The sequence below is a fragment of the Kitasatospora sp. NPDC056531 genome (assembly GCF_042794375.1).
GTDB lineage: Bacteria > Actinomycetota > Actinomycetes > Streptomycetales > Streptomycetaceae > Kitasatospora.
This window is the reverse complement of the sequence record NZ_JBHTTU010000011.1, coordinates 16642-36745: the sequence shown is the minus strand read 5'-3', so window position 1 is coordinate 36745 and position 20104 is coordinate 16642. Positions and strand designations below refer to the sequence as shown.

At 71.2% G+C, this 20104-nt stretch carries 16 protein-coding genes and 1 pseudogene; 6 read left to right on the top strand and 11 right to left on the bottom strand.

Features of this window, described 5'->3' with window-relative positions:
• Nucleotides 1-102: 102 nt before the first annotated feature.
• Nucleotides 103-771: an ArsR/SmtB family transcription factor gene (locus ACFQ87_RS13380; RefSeq protein ID WP_380610831.1), complete on the top strand. Its 669-nt coding sequence runs from the start codon at nucleotides 103-105 to the stop codon at nucleotides 769-771.
• A gap of 98 nt (nucleotides 772-869) precedes the next feature.
• Here ACFQ87_RS13380 and ACFQ87_RS13375 read toward each other — a convergent pair whose 3' ends face one another.
• Nucleotides 870-1724 carry an S-methyl-5'-thioadenosine phosphorylase gene (locus ACFQ87_RS13375; RefSeq protein ID WP_380610830.1) on the bottom strand — a complete coding sequence of 285 codons (855 nt, stop codon included), beginning with the start codon at nucleotides 1722-1724 and terminating at the stop codon, nucleotides 870-872.
• Between the two features lie 223 nt (nucleotides 1725-1947).
• On the opposite strand from ACFQ87_RS13375, the gene ACFQ87_RS13370 reads away from it, so the two are divergent.
• Nucleotides 1948-2616 carry a transglycosylase family protein gene (locus tag ACFQ87_RS13370; RefSeq protein WP_380610829.1) on the top strand — a complete coding sequence of 223 codons (669 nt, stop codon included), beginning with the start codon at nucleotides 1948-1950 and terminating at the stop codon, nucleotides 2614-2616.
• A gap of 106 nt (nucleotides 2617-2722) precedes the next feature.
• On the opposite strand, the gene ACFQ87_RS13365 is transcribed toward ACFQ87_RS13370, so the two are convergent.
• From ACFQ87_RS13365 to ACFQ87_RS13350, 4 genes are all read right to left on the bottom strand, one after another.
• The gene (locus tag ACFQ87_RS13365; protein ID WP_380610828.1) at nucleotides 2723-3484 is read right to left on the bottom strand and encodes a methyltransferase domain-containing protein; all 762 of its coding nucleotides are present in this window, start codon (nucleotides 3482-3484) and stop codon (nucleotides 2723-2725) included.
• 148 nt (nucleotides 3485-3632) lie between these two features.
• Nucleotides 3633-5567 (bottom strand): amino acid transporter, encoded by a 1935-nt coding sequence (locus ACFQ87_RS13360; protein WP_380610827.1) that lies wholly within the window; start codon nucleotides 5565-5567, stop codon nucleotides 3633-3635.
• A gap of 339 nt (nucleotides 5568-5906) precedes the next feature.
• Entirely contained in the window at nucleotides 5907-7541 is a 1635-nt protein-coding gene (locus tag ACFQ87_RS13355; protein WP_380610826.1) for a multicopper oxidase family protein, read from the bottom strand.
• A 107-nt stretch (nucleotides 7542-7648) separates the two neighbouring features.
• The gene (locus tag ACFQ87_RS13350; RefSeq protein WP_380610825.1) at nucleotides 7649-8074 is read right to left on the bottom strand and encodes a DUF6153 family protein; all 426 of its coding nucleotides are present in this window, start codon (nucleotides 8072-8074) and stop codon (nucleotides 7649-7651) included.
• Nucleotides 8075-8323: 249 nt separating this feature from the next.
• On the opposite strand from ACFQ87_RS13350, the gene ACFQ87_RS13345 reads away from it, so the two are divergent.
• The gene (locus ACFQ87_RS13345) at nucleotides 8324-10741 is read left to right on the top strand and encodes a collagenase (RefSeq protein WP_380610824.1); all 2418 of its coding nucleotides are present in this window, start codon (nucleotides 8324-8326) and stop codon (nucleotides 10739-10741) included.
• A 95-nt stretch (nucleotides 10742-10836) separates the two neighbouring features.
• Here ACFQ87_RS13345 and ACFQ87_RS13340 read toward each other — a convergent pair whose 3' ends face one another.
• Complete coding sequence (locus ACFQ87_RS13340; RefSeq protein WP_380610822.1) at nucleotides 10837-11733, bottom strand: LysR family transcriptional regulator; 897 nt, start codon at nucleotides 11731-11733, stop codon at nucleotides 10837-10839.
• A 135-nt stretch (nucleotides 11734-11868) separates the two neighbouring features.
• Here ACFQ87_RS13340 and ACFQ87_RS13335 point away from each other — a divergent pair, with 135 nt between their 5' ends.
• Both ACFQ87_RS13335 and ACFQ87_RS13330 read left to right on the top strand, forming a co-directional pair.
• Nucleotides 11869-12915: a YncE family protein gene (locus ACFQ87_RS13335; RefSeq protein ID WP_380610820.1), complete on the top strand. Its 1047-nt coding sequence runs from the start codon at nucleotides 11869-11871 to the stop codon at nucleotides 12913-12915.
• A gap of 99 nt (nucleotides 12916-13014) precedes the next feature.
• Nucleotides 13015-13623, top strand: coding sequence for a hypothetical protein (locus ACFQ87_RS13330; protein WP_380610819.1), 609 nt, complete (start codon nucleotides 13015-13017; stop codon nucleotides 13621-13623).
• A gap of 203 nt (nucleotides 13624-13826) precedes the next feature.
• Here ACFQ87_RS13330 and ACFQ87_RS13325 read toward each other — a convergent pair whose 3' ends face one another.
• A complete protein-coding gene (locus tag ACFQ87_RS13325) occupies nucleotides 13827-16484 on the bottom strand; it encodes a beta strand repeat-containing protein (RefSeq protein WP_380610818.1) in 2658 nt (885 codons plus the stop codon).
• Between the two features lie 257 nt (nucleotides 16485-16741).
• A pseudogene (locus tag ACFQ87_RS13320) lies at nucleotides 16742-16861 on the bottom strand (IS630 family transposase); the annotation flags it as partial.
• A 125-nt stretch (nucleotides 16862-16986) separates the two neighbouring features.
• Here ACFQ87_RS13320 and ACFQ87_RS13315 point away from each other — a divergent pair.
• Complete coding sequence (locus ACFQ87_RS13315; protein ID WP_380610817.1) at nucleotides 16987-17388, top strand: YccF domain-containing protein; 402 nt, start codon at nucleotides 16987-16989, stop codon at nucleotides 17386-17388.
• A gap of 74 nt (nucleotides 17389-17462) precedes the next feature.
• Here the strand turns inward: ACFQ87_RS13315 and ACFQ87_RS13310 are convergent, their stop codons facing one another.
• The 3 genes from ACFQ87_RS13310 to ACFQ87_RS13300 form a co-directional block, all read right to left on the bottom strand.
• On the bottom strand, nucleotides 17463-17636 hold the full coding sequence (locus ACFQ87_RS13310; RefSeq protein ID WP_380610815.1) for a hypothetical protein: 174 nt from the start codon (nucleotides 17634-17636) through the stop codon (nucleotides 17463-17465).
• 394 nt (nucleotides 17637-18030) lie between these two features.
• Nucleotides 18031-19671 (bottom strand): AMP-binding protein, encoded by a 1641-nt coding sequence (locus tag ACFQ87_RS13305; RefSeq protein WP_380610814.1) that lies wholly within the window; start codon nucleotides 19669-19671, stop codon nucleotides 18031-18033.
• Between the two features lie 139 nt (nucleotides 19672-19810).
• Nucleotides 19811-20050, bottom strand: a complete 240-nt coding sequence (locus ACFQ87_RS13300; protein ID WP_380610813.1) for a chaplin — start codon at nucleotides 20048-20050, stop codon at nucleotides 19811-19813.
• Nucleotides 20051-20104: the final 54 nt, after the last annotated feature.

The following is a 20104-nucleotide window of genomic DNA, read 5'->3' as shown; positions in this document are numbered from 1 at the left end:
GGATGGGATACGGTTCGAGGCGGTCAAAGCGAGCCCGGTACCCTATTCCATGGAACCTTGGATTACGGTTCCGGAGCACCGCGCGGAGGAAGCGAGGAAGCGATGACCCAGAACGGTGCGAAGGCGCAGCTGTACGACGCGTTCGCGGCCAGCGGGAAGGCCCTGGCCAGCGGAAAGCGCCTGGAGCTGCTCGACCTGCTGGCCCAGGGCGAGCGCACCGTGGACGCGCTCGCCAAGGCGGCCGGACTCAACCTGACCACCGCCTCCGCCCACCTGCAGGCGCTCAAGCAGGCCGGCTTCGTCGCCACCCGCCGTGAAGGCGTCCGGATCCACTACCGGCTCTCCGGCGAGGACGTCGGCGAGTTGCTCGCCCTGCTCCGCAAGGTCGCCGAGCGCCACCAGGCCGCCGTACCGCCCGCCCTGGACGCCTACCTCGGCGAGGACGGCGCCCGCGAGGTGGACAACGAGGAACTGCGCGCCCGGGCCGCGGCCGGGGAGGTCGTCGTGCTGGACGTGCGCCCGACGGAGGAGTACCGGGCCGGGCACATCCCGGGCGCGCTCTCCATCCCGGTCGACGAGCTCGCCGACCGCCTGGACGAGCTGCCCGACGACACCGAGGTGGTCGTCTACTCCCGCGGCGAGTACTGCGTGCTCGCGTACGACGCCGTCCGGCTGCTCAGCGCGCGCGGGCGGCGAGCGGTCCGGCTCCACGACGGCATGCTGGAGTGGCGCCTGGCCGAGCTGCCGGTCGCCGGAGGCGCCACCGCGTGAGGACCTGACGCATGCGGACCCGGCTCGCCGGCTGAGCACCCGCCCGGCCGGTCGGACGACAGCGGCCGGTCGGACGACAGCGGCCGAGGCGTCCCGGCTCAGCCGGCGACCACCCCCGGCAGCCCGGTGGCGACCCCGTCCAGGGCGTGCGAGCAGACGCAGTCCCGCTCGCCGGGCAACAGCTCCAGCGCCTTGAACAGCACCGTGCGCAGCCGGTCGACGTTGCCCGCGAAGACCTTCAGCACCTCCGCGTGGGTGACGCCCTCGCCGCTCCCCACCCCGGCGTCCAGATCCGTGACCAGCGCCAAGGAGCTGTAGCAGAGCCCGAGTTCACGGGCGAGGACGGCCTCGGGATGGCCGGTCATGCCGACCACCGACCAGCCGTTGGCGGTGAACCAGCGGGACTCGGCCCGGGTGGAGAAGCGCGGGCCCTCGATGACCACGAGGGTGCCGCCGTCCACCGGCTCCCAGGCCGCCCCGCGCGCCGCCTCCAGCGCGGCCCGCCGCCCGGCCGGGCAGTACGGGTCGGCCATCGACACGTGCACCACCTCGGGCACCGAGCCGTCCGGCAGCGGCAGCCCGTCGTAGAAGGTCTGCACCCGCCCCGAGGTCCGGTCGACGAACTGGTCCGGCACCAGCAGCGTGCCCGGCCCGTACTCCGCCCGCAGCCCGCCCACCGCGCACGGCGCGAGCACCTGCCGCACCCCCAGCGACCGCAGCGCCCACAGGTTGGCCCGGTAGTCGATCCGGTGCGGCGGCAGCTTGTGGCCGCGCCCGTGCCGGGGCAGGAACGCCACCCGCCGCCCCGCCACCTCGCCCACGAACAGCGCGTCACTGGGCGGACCGTACGGCGTGTCGACCCGCACCTCCGCCACGTCGTCCAGCAGCGCGTACAGCCCCGAACCGCCGATCACACCCAGCTCGGCCCGGGCGGTGCCCTGATCGATCGTCATCGTTCGTCCGTACCCTTCGTCGAGAGGTATCCCGGCCACTCTAGGAGTCGGTCCTTCAGCAGGGGAACGGCCGGACGACCGAGGGCCGCCGGGGTGGTCCCGGGGGGCCGGGCGGGTGACCCGTCCGACGTGTCGCCGACCACACGCCCCACTCGGCATGCGTCGGTTGGAACGCGCCGCCTCCGGGCGGTGCACGCCCTGTCCCCGGACCTGAGAGTCGCCCATGCCTCCCACCGCCTGTCTCCGCCGCCTCGTCCCCACCGCGCTCTGCGCCCTTGCCGTGGCCCTCGCCTCCTCCGCGGCCCACGCCGCACCCCCGGGCGGGGAGACCGGGACCGATCCCGGCGGGAGGTACGACTGGGAGCGCGTGGCAGCCTGCGAGAGCAGCGGCAACTGGCACGTCAACAGCGGCAACGGCTACTTCGGCGGCCTCCAGTTCGACCAGTCCACCTGGCGGGCGAACGGCGGCCTCGCCTACGCCCCGCGCCCCGACCTCGCCAGCCGCGAGGAACAGATGGCGGTCGCCCAGCACCTCGCCGACCGTCGCGGCCTCGCCCCGTGGCCGGTCTGCGGCGCCCGCGCCCGCGCCGGCAGCGGCCACGGCCACGACCACGGCCACGGCCACGGGGCCACCCGCGACCACGGACGCGCCGCCGTGCTGCCGCCGCCCGCCGCGACGTCGGCCCCCGCGTCCACGTCCGCCGCCTCCTCCTCCGCTTCCGCCGACGAGGACGGCCAGTGGACCGTCCGCGAGGGCGACACCCTGGACCAGCTCGCCACCGCGCTGCGCGTCCCCGGCGGCTGGCCCGCCCTCTACGCGCTCAACCGCTCCGTCGTGGGCGAGGACCCGGACCTCATCGAGCCCGGCCTGGTGCTTCGCCTGCCGTCCTGACCGCGCCCCACCGAGCCGCCGCCCACGCCCCCTCCTGGCGTGGGCGGCGCCCTGCGGTCGTCTCCCCGAGGGCTTCTCCGCGAGTCGCCCCGGCGCTACGGTCGGGCTACGGCCGGACCGCCGCCAGCACGTGCAGCCCCCGCGCGTCGGTCTCGCCGTGGCGCACCTCCAGGCCCGCCGCGCGCACCTGCTCCTCCACCCAGCCGACCGCCAGCCGCAGCTTCGGGTAGCTGCTGACCTGCTGGGTCCAGCCCTCGCCGGCGCGGGTGTGGATCAGGTCGTGCACCAGCGCGGTGTCCTCGTCCGGGTACTCCAGGAAGCAGGTCATGATCCGGTCCGGCGTGGAGCGCACCGGCAGGAAGCGGTCGGTGCCGGCCAGCGGGCGGGTGAGGTCGCGGAAGGTGAGCACCAGCCGCCCGCCCGGGGCGAGCGCGGCGGCGGCGTCGCGCAGCAGTGCGGCCACGTCCGCGCGGGACGGCAGGTGGGTGAGGGTGTCGCCCATGCAGACCACCGTGGTCACCGAGCCCGGCTCGGTGTGCTGCGGCAGCGCGCCGCGCAGGTCGGCCCGTACGGTCCGGACCGCCTCGGCGTACCCGGCCTTCGCCGCCGACTCGGTCAGCTCCGCCAGCAGCGGCGCGCTGGTGTCGACCGCGAGGACGGGCCCGAAGCCGAGCGCGGCCAGCGCCAGGGTCTGGGTGCCCGGGCCGGCGCCGAGGTCCACGGCGGTGCCGGAACCGGCCCCGGGCGCGACCCCCAGCCCGGCCAGCAGTTCGGCCTGCGCCTCGGCGAGCGCGGGGATGTCGCCGCCGAGCATCCAGGTGTAGTGGGCGGCGAGGAGACGGTCGTAGTGCTCGGGTGCGGTACTCATGCGGGCTGGGCCCTTTCTCGCGGTGTCCGGCGCTGTGCTCGACCAACGGGGTGTCGGTCCGATCGCACTCTAGGGGTACCTACGGGAACGGCGACGGCCCGCCCGGTCGTGGAGGACCGGACGGGCCGTGGCGGCGCGGGGGCGCGGGTCAGCCGACGTGGACGCGCGGACGCTTGGTCCGGTCCGGCTCCGCCTCGCGCAGCACCTCACGGGTGACCGGCGCGACCTCGCCCTGGCCGAACAGGAAGAACCGCAGGAACTGGGCGAAGGGGTTGCCCTCGGTCCACTCGAAGTACAGGTGCGGCCGCTGCCCGGTGCGGTCCCGGACGGTGAGCGCCAGCGCGGCGATCGCGTTCGGGATGCTGGAGCTCTCCAGGGTGAGCACCCGGTAGCGGCTGTGCAGCACCTCGCCGCGCACGGTCAGCTCGGACTCGAAGTCCGACGCGTCGCGGACCGTCACCTCGACGAAGACCAGGTCGTCCTCGCCCGGGATGTCGTTGTCGGCGCGGATCTGCCGGATCTTGTCGCGGTACTCGGCGACGTCCCGGTTGGTCGGCTCGTTGGCGATCAGGCGCAGCGGGCGGTGGGCGTAGTCGCGGATGAAGCGCTCGGCCGTCTCGTCCAGCACGACGTCCGTGACCCGCAGCTCGAAGGCGCGCTTCAGACGGGAGAGCAGCGAGACCAGGATGATGCCGGCGATGAAGCAGGCACCGATCTTGACACCGTCCGGGCGCTCCATGGTGTTCAGCACGGTGGTGTAGAGGAAGACCGCCGAGATGATCCCGAAGGCGATGGTCCAGCCGCGCTGACGCTTCTTGTAGGCGGCGATGGTGACGGCGATGGCCGCCGAGCTGATCAGGACCAGCACACCGGTGGCGTAGGCGCCGCCCTGGGCGTCGACGTTCGCGTCGAACAGCCAGGTGATCAGGAAGCCGACGATCGTCAGGACGATCACCATCGGACGGACGGCGCGGGCCCAGTGCGGGGCCATGCCGTAGCGCGGCAGGTAGCGGGGCAGCAGGTTGAGCATGCCCGCCATGGCGGAGGCGCCGGCGAACCACAGGATGGCGATGGTCGACAGGTCGTAGACGCTGCCGAAGGCGCCGCCCAGGTACTCGTGCGCCAGGTAGGCGAGGGCGCGGCCGTTGGCCTGGCCGCCGTCCTCGAACTCCTTGGCCGGGATGAGCAGCGTGCAGATGAAGCTGGTGGCGATCAGGAAGGCGCTCATGATCACGGCGGCGGTGGTGAGCAGCTTGCGGGTGCCGCGGATCCGGCCGGCCGGGTTGGCGTTGGTGTCGCCGGCGTCGCCCTTGATGTGCGGCATCACGGCGACGCCGGTCTCGAAGCCGGACATGCCGAGCGCGAGCTTCGGGAAGACGACGAGCGAGACGCCGATCATGACGAACACGTTGCCGTGCTCGGCGGTCAGCGCGTTGGACCAGTCGGCGACGACGTGCGGCGCCTGGATGATCTTCCAGATGCCGACCACGACGACGACCACGTTGAGCGCCAGGTAGACCCCGACGAGCACCACGGCCATGCCGATCGCCTCGCTGAAGCCCTTGAGGAAGACCGCACCGAGCAGGGCGACCAGGACCAGCGTGATCACCATCTGCTTGCCGCCGAGCACGCTGGTCAGGTGCGGGTTCTCGACCAGGTGCGCGCTGGCGTCGGCGGCCGAGAGCGTGATCGTGATGATGAAGTCCGTCGCCGCGAAGCCGAGCAGCGCGAGGACGAACAGCTTGCCCTTCCAGAACGGCAGCAGCCGCTCCAGCATCGCGATCGAGCCCTCGCCGCGCGGGCTCTCCTTGGCGACCCGCCGGTAGACCGGCAGCGCGCCCAGCAGGGTGACGAGCACGAGCACGATCGTGGCGATCGGCGACAGCAGGCCGGCCGCGAGGGCGGCGATGCCCGGCTGGTAACCGAGCGTGGAGAAGTAGTCCAGGCCGGTCAGGCACATCACGCGCCACCAGGGCTGGCCGGCGTGCGCACCGTGCTCGGCGCCGGCGGCGGAGTCCCCCGGCTCCGCACCGCCTTCCGATGCCTCCGTGCCGGCCTTCTGGGCGGACTTGTCCGGGGACATGTCCTCCAGCAGCCAGCTGCGGAGCCGTATTCGAGCCGACGACGGATCCTCCGTCGTCGTCTCCGTCGAACCCGACGAAACCACCTTGCACCTCTTGTTTAAAGACCCCGTAAAAGCGCCGTCGGGCGACGGCAGTGCGCCAGGCTATGCGACAGCCGTTAAGGAGACGTCATCGGCCCGCGTTAAGAAAACGTCATGGATGCGCAGGTCGGGGCGGGTGGCATGGTGCGGCGGGACGGTTGCCGGGGCGGGGGAGACGGCCCCCGCCCCGGCGTCTCAGAACGTGGAACGGGGCGAGGGGGTGGCCCCCGGCCCGGCGTCTCAGAACGTGGACCGTGGTTACGACTGGTAACCGAGGACGGTCATCATGCCGGCCTCCGAGTGGTAGACGTTGTGGCAGTGCACCATCCACAGACCCGGGTTGTCGGCGTCGAAGTCCACGGCCAGAGTCGTGCCCGGCAGCACGATCGCGGTGTCCTTGCGCGGGCCGTCGCCGCCCAGCGCGAAGGCGTGTCCGTGCAGGTGGACGGGGTGCCACATGCCGGTGCTGTTGCGGAACTCCAGCCGCACCCGCTCCCCCGCCGCCACCGGGTAGCGCTGCGAGGGGTCGTACCCTCGGCCGTTGAACGCCCAGTCGGCCTTCGCCATGCCGCCGGTGAGCTCCAGCTTCACCGTCCGGTCCGGCGCCTTGGCGGGCAGCCGCACGCTCGCGTCGGCCTTGAGCTGCGCGGCGGTCAGCAGCCTGCCGTCCATCTCGGCCGGGCGCGTCCCGGCGTCGGGCGCGGTGCCGCCGCCGGTGCGCAGCACGGCCAGGGCGGCGGCGTTCTTGCCCTCGGCGAGCGCGGTGAGCGGGAAGACGCCGTCCTTGGCGGTGACCAGGACGTCGTAGCGCTCGCCCATGCCGAGCAGCAGCGCCTGGGTGGTGGCCGGTTCGACCGGGAAGCCGTCGGTGTGGGTGACCGTCAGGTCATGGCCTCCGAGGGCGACCCGGTAGGCCGTGTCGCCGCCCGCGTTGATCAGGCGGATCCGGATCCGGTCGCCGGGCTCGGCGGTGAAGGTCTCGGGGGCGCTCGCCAGGCGGCCGTTGACCAGGTGGAACGGGTGGGCGACGTCGCCCGCGTCGCCGCCGAGCAGCGGGCTCCGGGCACCCATCAGCATCCGGGACGGGCCGGTGGATCCGGTGGGGGCACCGCGCGTACCGCCCGTGCCGCCCATGTCCATGCCGGGCATGTCCATGCCGGGCGTCCCTGACATGTCGTGGCCGGAGTGGTCCGTCCCGCCCATGCCCTTGGCGAGCTCGGCGAGGACGGCGTCCGGGGTGCTGCCGTCGACACCGTCCACCCAGTCGTCCAGGACGACGACCCACTCCTTGTCGTAGCGCAGCGGTTCCTTCGGGTCCTCGACGATCAGCGGCGCGTACAGGCCGCGGTCCTGCTGGACGCCGGAGTGCGGGTGGAACCAGTAGGTGCCCGGGTGGGCGAGCGCGAAGCGGTAGTCGAAGGAGGCGCCGGGCTTGACGTCGGCCTGGGTCACGCCCGGCACGCCGTCCATGTCGTTGCGCAGCGCGAGGCCGTGCCAGTGCAGGGAGGTGGACCGCGGCAGGTGGTTGGCGAGGGTGACGGCGAGCGTGTCGCCGAGGGTGGCGCGCACCTCCTGGCCGGGCAGCCGGTCGCCGTACGCCCAGCTGCGGACGGTTCGTCCGCCCAGGTCGAGGGTGGCCTCGGTGGCGGTGAGCGCGACCTTGCGCTCGGGTCCGGGCTTGCGTTCGGCCTCGGCGGCGGCGACCTCGGGACCGTTGGGCGCGACGAAGCCGGCGGGGGCGGCGGCCGGGGTGCCGGTGCCGTTCATCGAGGAGTGGTTCATGGACGAGTGGTCCATGCCCTTCATCGAGTCGGAGGAGCAGGCGGCGAGCAGGCCGGTCCCGGCGGCGGCGAGCGCGGCGCCGAGGACGGTACGACGGGTGGGAGTGCGCATGGCGGAGTGCACCTCGTGCGGTGGAGTGGGCGTACGGGACGTCGCGTCGGCCGTTCCGTACGCGGGCGCGAGGAAGTGCGCGCGGGCACGGAGCGGCGGGCGCGCGCCTACTGACGCAGCACCGACAGCCGGTTGAGGAGGATCCGCCCGCCTTCGGGCGGCGGCAGCGCGCGGACGGCCCGTAGCAACCGGGCCCGCACCTCGGCGGCGGCGTCGCCACTGCGGCGCAGCAGCGGGCCGACGATCAGGAGCACCAAGGTCCAGCCGGCCAGGACGGCGAGACAGACCGTCATCGGATCCATGCCGCCGGCGGCAGCGGGGTCGGCGGTCACGCTCGCGTGTGTCATCGGGACGGCTGCCGCGTGGTGCTCCGGCATCCGTTGGACCGCCGCCACCTCCGCTCCGTGACTGCCGTGGCCGCCGGTCGGGTGGCCGAGCGTGTGCATCGTCACGACACCCAACAGCAGGGCGGCGAGGAGCAGTAGACGCAGCACCGACGGAACCGGCGCACCGTTCGGCCGCGGCCGCTCCATGGTTCGCCTCCCGACCGTCTCCGGCTGCCCTGTACCCCCGCAGGGTATCCAGAAGTGCGACTGGACGCTGAGCCGGGGTCAAACCTGTTCACCCTCTTGGCAGGTGCAATTTCACATTGCTATGTTACGGCTCACCCGAGGGCGGCCACAGCCCCCCAGCGTCCGCCCCGGCCCCCGGCAGTCCCGGTCCGGAAATCCACCGCACTGCCGCCTCGCACCGCCCTGCCACTTCCCCCTCCAGGAGAGCCGGTGTCAACTTCCCGCCTTGCCAAGCGAGCCCTGCTCGCCGCCGCGACGGCCGCGACCCTCACGCTGCCCACCCTGCAGAGCGCCCAGGCCGCCGCACCCACCCCCGCCCCCTCGGCGACGGCCACCAAGGCCGCGCCCGCCCAGACCAAGCCCAGCCAGACCAAGCCCAGCCAGACCGACCCCGATCAGCGCACCGCCTACGACGACGCCGACCACCTCGGCACCGCCGCCGCCAAGCCCGGCGCCCCCGCCCCGGCCCCCGGCGGCGGCTCGCTCGGCAGCACCCTGATCCCCGGCCTGCTGCCCGACCACGTCGGCGCGCCCGCCCCGACCGCCGACCAACTCGCCGCCACCCCTGCCGGCGCCGCACCCCACACCAGCGCCGGGGTGCCCTGCACCGTCGACGGCTTCACCGGCCTCAACCCGGATCAGCTGGTCGCCTTCCTCGCCGACCCGGCCGTCACCGCCGACGGCTGCCTGCGCTCGGTCATCTGGACCTGGGACGCCCGGTTCGCCACCACCATGGACAACGCCCACGTCCAGGCCGTCGCCCACCGGATCGCCCAGCTGTCCGCCACCGACGACGGCACCGGCGCCTCCCACCTCTACGAGCTGTGGACGTACCTGCACGCGACCGTCTACCACGCCTTCAACCACCACGAGCTGAACGTCGGCGACCCGGCCACGCTCACCGCGATCCAGCAGGCCGTCACGACGTACGCGGGCAGCGCGCACGCCTTCGACGGCACCGACCTGGCCGCCGACATCCTGCGCGAGACCGCCATCACCGCCGGCGCCGACGGCCTGCGCCAGCACAACCTGGGCCTCGCCAAGCGCATCCTCGCCTCGCTCGCCCCCGGTACCGCCCTCGCCGACAACACCCACTGGGGCAACGCCGTCCTGCAGGCGCTCAACCTCAACTACCTGGGGATCTACAACCAGGACCCGGCCTTCCTCGCCGCCGTCGCCTCCGACGCCGACTACCGGGCCGCGTTCCGCGCGTACGCCTCCTGGGGCCACCTCAAGGGCACCCGGAACGCCTGGGCCGCCCGCGACGCCGTCGGCGAGTACGGCCGCTTCGGCCAGGTCCCGGCCCTGCACGACGCCGCCCTCGCCGACCTCGGCCCGCTGATCGACGCCACCAAGACCACCTTCGGCGAGTGGTCCGACCCATGGGCCAAGGCCATCGGCTGGGCCAACACCTACGGCGTCTGCCAGCAGTACGGCGTCTGCATATCCGACCTGGAGGCCCGGCTCTTCCCCCACACGTACACCTACGACAACGGCGCCATCGAGGTCCGCACCGCCCTCGACAAGGCCACCGTCGACCAGATGTACTACGCCAGCAAGCAGGTGAAGAGCCAGTACTTCCGCGTCCTCGGCACCGACCAGCCGCTCGCCGACGACATCAACACCACCCTGCACATCCACCTCTACGCCTCGCGCGCCGACTACGAGGTGTACCACCCGATCCTCACCGGCTACAGCACCAACAACGGCGGCATCTACATCGAGCGCGGCGCCACCTTCTACACCTACCAGCGGCGCGTCCCGCAGGACTCCACCCTCACCCTCGAGGAACTGTTCCGCCACGAGTACGTTCACTACCTCAACGGCCGCTGGGCGGTGCCGGGTTACTTCGGCGACGAGCGCTGGTACGCCAACGACAAGACCACCGCGATGGACGAGGGCACCGCCGAGTTCTTCGACGGCTCCACCCGCGACCAGGGCATCCTGGTGCGCAAGTCCCTGGTCCGCAAGCTCGCCTCGGACGAGGCCGCCGGCATCCCCCGGATGACCATCGCCCAGATCCTGCACTCCAGTTACAACGACACTCCGGCGTTCCACTTCTACAACTACGCCGGCACCTTCTTCGAGTTCCTCTGGCAGAAGCACCCCTCACTGATCCGCGAGATGTACGGCTACCAGCGCGCCGACGACCCGGCCGGCTTCGACGCCTGGCGCGACCGGATGGGCTCCGACGCCGCCCTGCAGACCGAGTACTACGCCTTCCTGGACGCGCAGATCAAGAACGTCGACAACCTCTACGTGCCGTCGACCTCCTTCCTCGACAACGGCTCGCTGGACCTCGCCGAGGCCGGCGACGTCCAGGACGCGTTCGCCGACGCCACCGGCGCCACGCCGAACTGCAAGGACAACGGCGACTGGGCCAACAAGCCGATGCGCTTCATCTGCACCGGCAAGATCACCGCCAACCTCTCCGACTCCGCGAACCCGGACAAGGTCTTCAAGGACATGTCCGACACCGTGGACTACTTCATCCTCAGCCGTACCAAGGACGTCGAGGACGCCAACAACCTCAACGACATGAACTGCACCTTCGGCAAGGTCGACGTCTGGACCAACGGCAAGGCGGGCACCGCCGACTACACCTGCGAGGGCCCGTTGCGCCGGTGACGGAGCTCAACTGAGGGGCGCGGTACGGACGGTGGGGTCCGTACCGCGCCCCTTGCCGCGCCCCTTGCCGCTCCCCGCCGCCGCTCCCCGCCGACTCACTCCGCCCGCGCCTGCCGGACGGCGGCTGCCACATGCTCGCGGAACCAACGCTGGCCCGGGTCCGCCGAGTTGCGCGGATGCCAGGCCATACCCAGCTCAAGCGGGGCGAGTTGGAGCGGGATCGGGAAGGTGCGCAGGCCCAGCGCGGCGAGGGTCTCCGGCAGCCAGTCCGCCAGGCCGAGCGAGACCAGGTCACTGTCCCGGGCCAGCAGCATCGCACTGGTGTGGCTGGGCGCCACCACCGCCACCCGGCGCCGCAGCCCGCGCTCGGCCAGCGCGGCGTCGATCGGCCCGAGCCGCTTGCCCCGCCGGGAGATACCGATATGGTCGGCGGCGGCGAAGCGCCGGGCGGTGATCCGCCCCTCGAACAGCGGGTGGCCGTCGCGCGCCACGGCCACCACCGGCGCACTGACCAGCGACCGGGTGCGGATCTCCGGGTCCAACTGCTCGAGCACGCCCACCTCGACGTCCACCAGCCCCTGGCGCAGCGCCGGCCCGCCCTCCAGTGCCTCCGGCAGGAACACCACGTCGACGTTCGGCGCCTCCGCACGGATCCGCTCGGTCAGCGGTCCGGCCACCCGGACCAGCACCAGGTCGCTGGTCTGTACCGTGAAGGTCCGCTCCAGGTGCACGGGATCGAAGCCCGCCCCGGGCCGCAGCACGTTCTCGCAGCCGCGCAGCAACGCGCCCACCTCATCCCGCAGTTCGACCGCCCGCGGTGTCGGCACCAGGCCCTGACCGGCCCGCACCAGCAGCGGATCGCCGACTGCCCGGCGCAGCCGGGCCAGCATCCGGCTCACCGCCGCAGGCGAGGTGCCGAGCCGCTCGGCGGCCCGGGTCACGCTGTTCTCCTGGAGCAGGGCGTCCAGGACCCGCAGCAGGTTGAGGTCCATTCGATGCTCCTGAACTGTACTTTTGCGTCTACGTCAATGATCCCGTGCCAATCCTTGCATGGTGTAGCCGCCCCGGACCGCGGAGAGTGGAACCCGTCCACACCGTCCACTCGACATCCGTTCCAAGGAGCACCCGTGCCGAACAACCCCCGGTCCCACCTCGCCGGCGACGTCCTCGCCGCCGTCAGCCAGAGCGGGCCGACCGTCTCCTTCTTCGACGCCGCCACCGACGACCTCCTCGACAGCATCGAAGTCACCGCCCAGCCGCACGAGTTGTGCTTCGACCCGACCCAGCGCCTGCTCTGGTGCAGCAGCGCGTACCACTCCGGCTACTACAACGCCCACAGCGGCCACTGCACCAAGCTGACCGTCATCGACGCCGACACCCGCCGGATCGTCGAGGTGATCGACCTCGCCCCCGAGCACGGCCCGCACGGCCTGGCCCTGGACCCGGCGCGCCGCCGCCTCTACGTCAGCGTCGAGGCCTCGGCGGACCGCCCCGGCGGCGTCGTGGTCATCGACACCGAGACCCGCCGCCCGATCGGCCGGATCGACACCGACGCCCCCGGCCCGCACTGGTTCGAAATCTCCCCGGACGGCCGCACCGGCTTCGCCACCAACAAGGAGGCCCCGTTCGTGTCCATCGTGGACCTCGACCGCGGTGTCCTGACCGCCAAGGTCGAGGTCCCCGGTAGCGAGGGCCTCGCCGTCTCCCCCGACGGCACCCGCGCCTACGTCGCCGCCCCCTACCTCGGCTTCGCCGCGAAGCCCGACTCCACCCCCGGCATCCGCGTCATCGACGCCCGCTCGGCCTCGGTGACCGCCACCCTCCCCACCGAGCACCCCGTGCTCCCGGTCCACCTGACCTCCACCGGCAAGCTCCTGGCCGGCGAGACCCGCGCGATCCCCGACCCCGACTCCCCCCTCGGCCGCCAGGCCCCCGGCCTCCTCACCGTCTTCTCCGCCGACACCCACCGACACCTCGGCTCCGTCGACATCGGCCTCTTCCCCCTCACCATCACCTCCTCCCCCGACGGCCGACTCGCGTACGTCTCCAGCGTCGTCTCCTCCACCGTCGACATCATCGACCTCGACACGCTCACCGCCGTCTCCCGCCTCACCCTCCCCAAACTCGCCGAACCCGGCGCCCACGGCCTCGCATACCTCCCCCGGCGCTCCTGACGCACCACCGGACTCCGGGCGCGGCCCGCGCCCGGAGTCTTGCCGCCGCCCGAGTCGGGGGCGCATCCTGAGTCGCACCCGTCGTTCCGGGGAGACAGGATGAAACGCAGCTTCGGTGCGCTCTGTTCGACGGCCGCGCTGGTAACGGCCCTGACTGCGGCCGCCGCGTGCGAGCCGATCCCCGCCCCCGGCCCGATCCGCCACGCGGTCCTGCTCCCCGAACCCGCCCCGCCGTCCGCGCAGTGGATCGTGGACCTCATCGCCTCGCTCAACACACCGCCCCAGTGCCCGAAACCGACACGACCGACCCTGGTGGTCCTCGACAGCGACGGCCAGTACCGGGCGATGGCGTTCTGGCTGGTGGACAACTTCGACGTCTGCTACGCCATCATCAACCACACCGGCGAGGCGCCCACGACCATCTGGTTCACCGCCATCAAGGACCTCATCCCCCGTACCCCCATGCCGACCGACACCACGGCAGGCGTGGACGCCTACGCGTTCACGGCCTACCGCGGCCAGGTGGACGACATCAACGTCTCCGGCGACACCGACCACATCGTCAGCCCCGTCCACCACAGCACCATCGACCTCGGCGCCGACGACCTCGTCACCTTCGCCGAATACCACTACCGGATCCCCCCGACCGGCCGGCCCCTCTCCATCACCCTCTGCACCCCCACCGGCAGCTGCCGCGATGCCCACTGACGGTGATCACCGACGGCAACGACATCCAGGGGATCGCCGTCGGTTCCGATGACTCTCCGTCAGCGAAACGGCAAATCCATCCCCCAAACAGCAGATGTCAGTAGCGGCCAGCAGCCAGTGGCTGGGGTGTGGGCCGACAAGGCAACCGGCAAGGGCCCGGTGCGGCGTTCGAGTCGTCGCACCGGGCCCCTGAACTGCGGGGGTCAGTTGTTCTGGTAGAAGCCGAACATGTCGACGATCAGGTCACTGGTGCCGCCGGCCCCGTTCCAGAAATCGATGATGTTGTTGGCACCCGTCGGCGTCTGGACCAGGTTCGGCACCGTCCCGCCGGCCGTCCAGTTCAGCGAGGAGACCGACGGCGGCGACAGCGGCGCGAAGGTGTTCTGCGCGTACTGGGTGAGCGTGTTCGGGTCTGGGGCGACACTCAGGTGGCCGTCCGACGTAGTGTTGGTCATCGTTGCGTTCAGCGCGAACGCGGTGATGTCGGGCTGGCCCGACACCGGCATGTAGACGTAGCTCCAGGGGGCGACCGGGCCGTACTGCCACTTGGTGGTGTCACGGGTGTCCAGCAGGCGGGTCGGGGTGACCGGCAGGTAGGCGCTCCTGCCGGCGGGGCTGTAGTAGCCGACCACGTCAACGATCACGTCGGAGGAGGCCCCGGCCGCGTTCAGCACCTGGATCGTGCCGTCCGAACCGACGGGGACGACGACCGAGTTGGCGACCGTCTGCCCGGCCGTGAAGTTCAGGTTCGACGCGTTGGGCGCCTGCTGGCCGCCCGGGTAGACGGTCAGGTGACCGGCGGTGCCCGGGTTGGTCACGGTCACGTTCAGCGCCACCGCCGTGATGCCCGAGGTGGGCAGCTGACCGCCCGCCGCACCGGCGATCCGGACCGGCAACGCCTGCCCGGCACCCACCTGCGACTGCGGTGCACCGGTGCCGTACCTGGTGTCCACCAGACGCGAGGGCGACAGCGGCGTGTACCCGGCGGCCGACGACCTCACAAAGTACCCGGTGATGTCCACCACCAGGTCCAGCGAAGGACCGGCGTTGACCAGATCCACGTACCCGCCGGCCCCGACCGGAGCCACCACCATGTTCGGAACCGTCTGCCCCGCCATGTAATTGACGTTCGACGTGGTCGGCGCCGCCGAACCGTCCCCGAACACCGTCACGTGCCCGGCACCGGTGGTGCCCGTCACCGTCACGTTCAGCACCGCGGCCGTCGCACCCGCCGGAATGCCGTTCGCACCCGCCACCTGCACCCGGGTCGTCGAGTAGGCCCCGACCTGAGGCGTCCCGCTGCCGTCCCGACTGTCCAACAGACGCGTCGGACCGAACGCCACGTACTCCGAACCGGACGTGGTGACGGTGATGCTGTTGGTCACCGCGTTGCCGAACTGGTCGGTGACGGTGACCTTGGCCGTGTAGGTGCCGAGCTGCGGATAGGTGTGCGGGCTCTCCGGCGGGCTGTCCGGGCGGCCGGTGGCGTGGGTGGTGGTGCCGTCACCCCAGGCGATGTCATAGGTGAGCGTCTGCACGTCGCTGGTGGCGTTGATGCCGACGTACACGGAGTAAGCGGTGTTGTCCGTGCCGGTCAGCGCCACGGCCAGGTTGGGGTTGGCGTCGAACTCCTCGGCCCCCCGGCTGGTGTGGGGGCTGGTCCCGAAGAAGTCCGAGCCCAGCGCCCCGGGCGCGGCCGGGTTGGCCGAGTTGATCGCGGCGGAACCCACCTGGGGCTGGATGTCGACGAGGGACGACGTGTTCGGCCGCAGCCCGGTCGAGGTCGCCTGCTTGGTGTCGTTCGTGTCGTGGGCGCCCTGGGCCACAGCGGACTGGAAGCCGGCCAGGGTCGGGTACGTGGTGCCGGCCCAGCTGTAGGGCGCGGTGGCGTCGTTGCCGTAGACGTAGAAGTCGTTGTAGTCGGCCGTGGTACCGGCGGCCGACCCGGGCGAGACGGTGACGTCCGGAGCCCAGGTCAGCCCGTATCCGGAGCAGTTGGACTGGTACGTGCCCATGTAGTCGGTGCTCGGGTTGGCGTCCTCGATGAGGTTGTTCTCGACGCTGACGCCGGACGAGGTGCCTTCGAGGTCGACCGCGGAGCCGCAGCCGCGCTGGATCGTGTTGCCGACGACGTTCAGGCCGTTCACGCCGGTCGCGGTGATGCCGGCGTCGGCCAGCACGTCGCCGGCGAGGGATACGGTTCGCGCCCCGGAGGCGACGCTGATCGCCCGGGCCCCGGTCCGGGAGAAGCCGGTGTCGACATAGGTCCGGCTCACGGTGACGTTGCTGGAGGCGCCGTCGATGGTGAGGGCGTCGGCCCCGGTGGGGTTGTTGCTCGTGCTGACGAAGCTCGAGTCGATCGTCACCCCGGTGGACCCGATGACCTCGACCGCGGTCGCATTGCCCCACGAGGTCAGCATGAGGTTGCTGACCGTCACGTTGGAGACGTGGTCGAGCACGAGCGCGGGCTTGCCGCTGTTGGCGTTGCCCGCGCTGACCCATGCCTGGGGGCCGGTACCGACGATCGAGATGCCGGACGTCCGGACCGTCACGGACTCCTGGGAGGAGGACCCCGTGGACGACAGGACGTCGACGGTGTCACCGGGCTGCGCGGCGTTCACCGCGTCCTGCAGGAGGCAGTAGGGGCTGGCCTGGGTGCCCGTGCCGGACTCCTGGGTGCAGGGCGCCCCGGCGAACGAGGCGTACAGCGTCCGGCCGGTACCCGTGGTGACCGGACCGGGCGCGGCCGGGGCCCCGGAAGGCGCCGGTGGCAGCGGTGTCAACCGGACCGAGTTGCTCACCGGGCTGGAGAATCCCGGAGTGTTCGGCAGGACGAACGGCATGTAGGCGGGGTGCGGCACGGCGCTCCCACCGGACGATCCGGCCGCATGGGCCGTTCCCGGTGAGAGTGCGAGACCGGCCGCGAGAACCGCGGCCGACGCGACAAGACGGCGGTAGGACACTGGCCCCTCTGTCAGGTACGTGAAGCAAAGCAAGAGATGAGGCGGTCAGGCTACCGACCCCCGCCGACAACCTGTCCGGGGCCCCACCCGCTGTCCTGGGGTGCCCCTTCGTCGAGGCGATCGGAACGCTGCGCCCGCGCACTGACCTCGGCGCTTCACGGTGATGGCGGTGGGAGGTCGAGGGAGAGTCCGGTGCCGGCGAGGAAGCCGTCGAGGACGTCAGCGCGGCACTGGAGGCGCTTGAGGCGGTTGCGAACGAGGGCTTCGAGTTGGTCGACCCTACTGGCGGCGGCGACCCGGACCGATCCCTGAGGTGCAACCCCTAAGGGCGTAGACACGCGCGCCGGCGGGCATGGCACGGTCGTAGTGCAACGCCATCAGTCGTGAGAAGGTACCGGGCATGAGTGCAATAAAGTTCATCCTCAATGTCATCTGGTTGGTTTTCTGCGGCATTTGGATGGCTCTTGCCTACGTGCTCGCCGGAATTATCTGCTGCCTGCTCGTGATTACCATCCCATTTGGCATTGCCTCCTTCCGGATCGCCGGCTTCATACTGTGGCCGTTCGGGCGGACAACCGTCGAGCGGCGCGACGCCGGGGCCGCGTCCTGCATCGGCAACGTGATCTGGTTCATCTTCGCCGGATGGTGGCTGGCCCTCGCGCACCTGGCCACCAGCATCCCGCTGTTCCTGTCGATCATCGGGATCCCCTTCGGCTGGGCGAACCTCAAGATGATCCCGATCTCGCTGATGCCGCTCGGCCGCGAGATCGTCTCCACCGACCGGGAGTGGGGCACCTACTAGCCGCCACGAACACTGATGGCCGACGAGGACCTTCGCCCTCGTCGGCCATCAGTGTCTGCGCGGGTCAGGCCCGATCAACCCAGCCTCAGACCGGCTTCCCTGACAGCGTCCTTCAGCGTGACCCGCTTCAGGCTCAGTGACACCTTGTTGTCGATAAGCGAGGCCGGGATCAGCACATCGGCGGCACTGAGTCCGTCAAGGAACTTTCCGAGGGACGACAGCTTGAGATCCCTGACGTCGAGGTCCACCAAGGCATCCTGAGAAAGGCTACGCCGTCCTACCTCAATGTCTGGGCCGCAAAAGCATTGGCACCTTTCTTCGTCGTAGATCCAAACGCAGCCACAACTACCCTCTTCTGGGCACTGGGTGCCACAATTGCAGAGAACTTGGATTCCCACTCGGTCAGCTCCTTGTCGCGCCGGCGCTCCGTGAACAGCGCCGCAGGTCGACACATGGCAACCAAGGTTGCATGGCTGCGCCTGAACTGCGAGTTGTCGCCGGTTAGTTCACCTCAGTGGCCCATGCGCGGTGTCGCATGGGCCAGGCGCCCAAAGTTCCACGGTGACGTCGAGGAGCATGATCCCACTCTCCCGCCGGGCACCCGGGGCCGCCTCCCGCGCGCTCCGAAGGTACTGGGAGGCCCTAGAGGCCGAGGATGCGGACGGCCAGCGCGCGCATCTCGACCTTGCGGATCTTGCCGGTGACGGTCATCGGGAACTCCTCGACCACGTGGACGTAGCGCGGGATCTTGAAGTGGGCCAGCCGCCCCGTGCAGTACTCGCGCACGGCCTCGGCGGTGAGCTGCCCGGCGCCCTCGCGCATCCGGATCCAGGCCATCAGTTCCTCGCCGTACCTGGCGTCGGGGACGCCGATCACCTGGACGTCGAGGATGTCCGGGTGGGTGTAGAGGAACTCCTCGATCTCGCGCGGGTAGAGGTTCTCCCCGCCGCGGATCACCATGTCCTTGATCCGCCCGGTGATCGCCAGGTAGCCGTCCTGGTCCATCACCGCGAGGTCCCCGGTGTGCATCCAGCGGGCCGCGTCGACGGCCTCGGCGGTGCGCTCGGGCTCGTTCCAGTAGCCGAGCATGACGGAGTAGCCGCGGGTGCACAGCTCGCCGGGTTCGCCGCGCGGGACGGTACGGCCGGTGGCCGGGTCGACCACCTTGACCTCCAGGTGGGGGCCGACCCTGCCGACGGTCGAGACCCGGCGCTCGATCGAGTCGTCGGTGCGGGTCTGGGTGGAGACCGGCGAGGTTTCCGTCATGCCGTAGCAGATGGAGACCTCGGCCATGCCCATCCGGTCGATGACCTCCTTCATCACCTCGGTCGGGCAGGGTGAGCCGGCCATGATGCCGGTACGCAGGCTGCCGAGGTCGTAGCGGGCGAAGTCCGGGTCGGCGAGTTCGGCGATGAACATGGTCGGCACGCCGTACAGCGAGGTGCAGCGCTCGGCGGCGACGGCGGCCAGGGTGGCGCCGGGTTCGAAGGAGGGGGCCGGGATGACCATGCAGGCACCGTGCGAGGTGGCGGCGAGGTTGCCCATCACCATGCCGAAGCAGTGGTAGAAGGGCACCGGGATGCAGATCCGGTCCTGCTCGGTGTAGTTGAGCAGCTCGCCGACGAAGTAGCCGTTGTTGAGGATGTTGTGGTGCGAGAGGGTCGCGCCCTTGGGGAAGCCGGTGGTGCCCGAGGTGTACTGGATGTTGATCGGGTCGTCGGGGGCCAACTCGCCCTGGCGCTCGGCGAAGAGCGCGAGTAGGGCCGGGTCGGCCTCGCGGCCGGCCGACAGGAGGGCGTCCCAGGCAGGGCTGCCGAACAGCACCACCCGCTCCAACTCGCGGCAGTTCGGCCGGACTTCCTCGATCATTGCGGCGTAGTCCGAGGTCTTGAAGCGCTCGGCGGCGACCAGCACTCGGATCCCGGCCTGGTTCAGTACGTACTCCAACTCGTGCGCCCGGTAGGCCGGGTTGACCGTGACCAGGATCGCGCCGAGCTTGGCGGTGGCGTACTGGGTGAGGGTCCACTCGGCGCAGTTGGGGGCCCAGATGCCGACCCGGTCACCCTTGGCGAGCCCGAGCTCCAGCAGGCCGAGCGCCAGCGCGTCCACGTCAGCGGCGAGTTGGGCGTACGTCCAGCGGCGGGCGGTGCGCCGGTCGACCAGGGCGTCGCGCTCGGGGAAGGCGCGCACCGCGCGGTCGAGGTTCTCCCCGATGGTGTCGCCGAGCAGCGGGACGTCCGAGGTGCCGGAGGCGTAGCTGCGCGGGGCGGGCGTGGTCGGCACGGGCTGGCTCCTGGGTGCGGAGGTGCGGGACGGGGACCATGGTCGCCCTTCCCGGGCCCGCGCCGCCACCCCCGAACGGGGGTACGGACACGGCACCGGGGCCGCCCGTCGGGTTCGACGGACGGCCCCGGTGCTGATGTCACCCGTTGATGCAGACGATGCTCCCCGCCTGGCCGAGGATCCCGCCCAGGTTGAACGTGTTGCCGCAGATGTTGGACTCGAAGTTGATCGGAATCTGGATCTGGTTGCCGGAGAGAAAGCCGGGCGAGTTGGTGGCGATGCCGTTGGCAGTCGCGTCGCCGGCCGCGGCGGTGCCGGCGCCCGCGAGGACCGCCACCGCGGCGAGCGCGGTGGCGGCGAGGGTGGTGCGAATACGCATTGCGTCACTCCTTGTGAGGGTGGCGAAACAGCCGTGTGACCATCACACTCACAC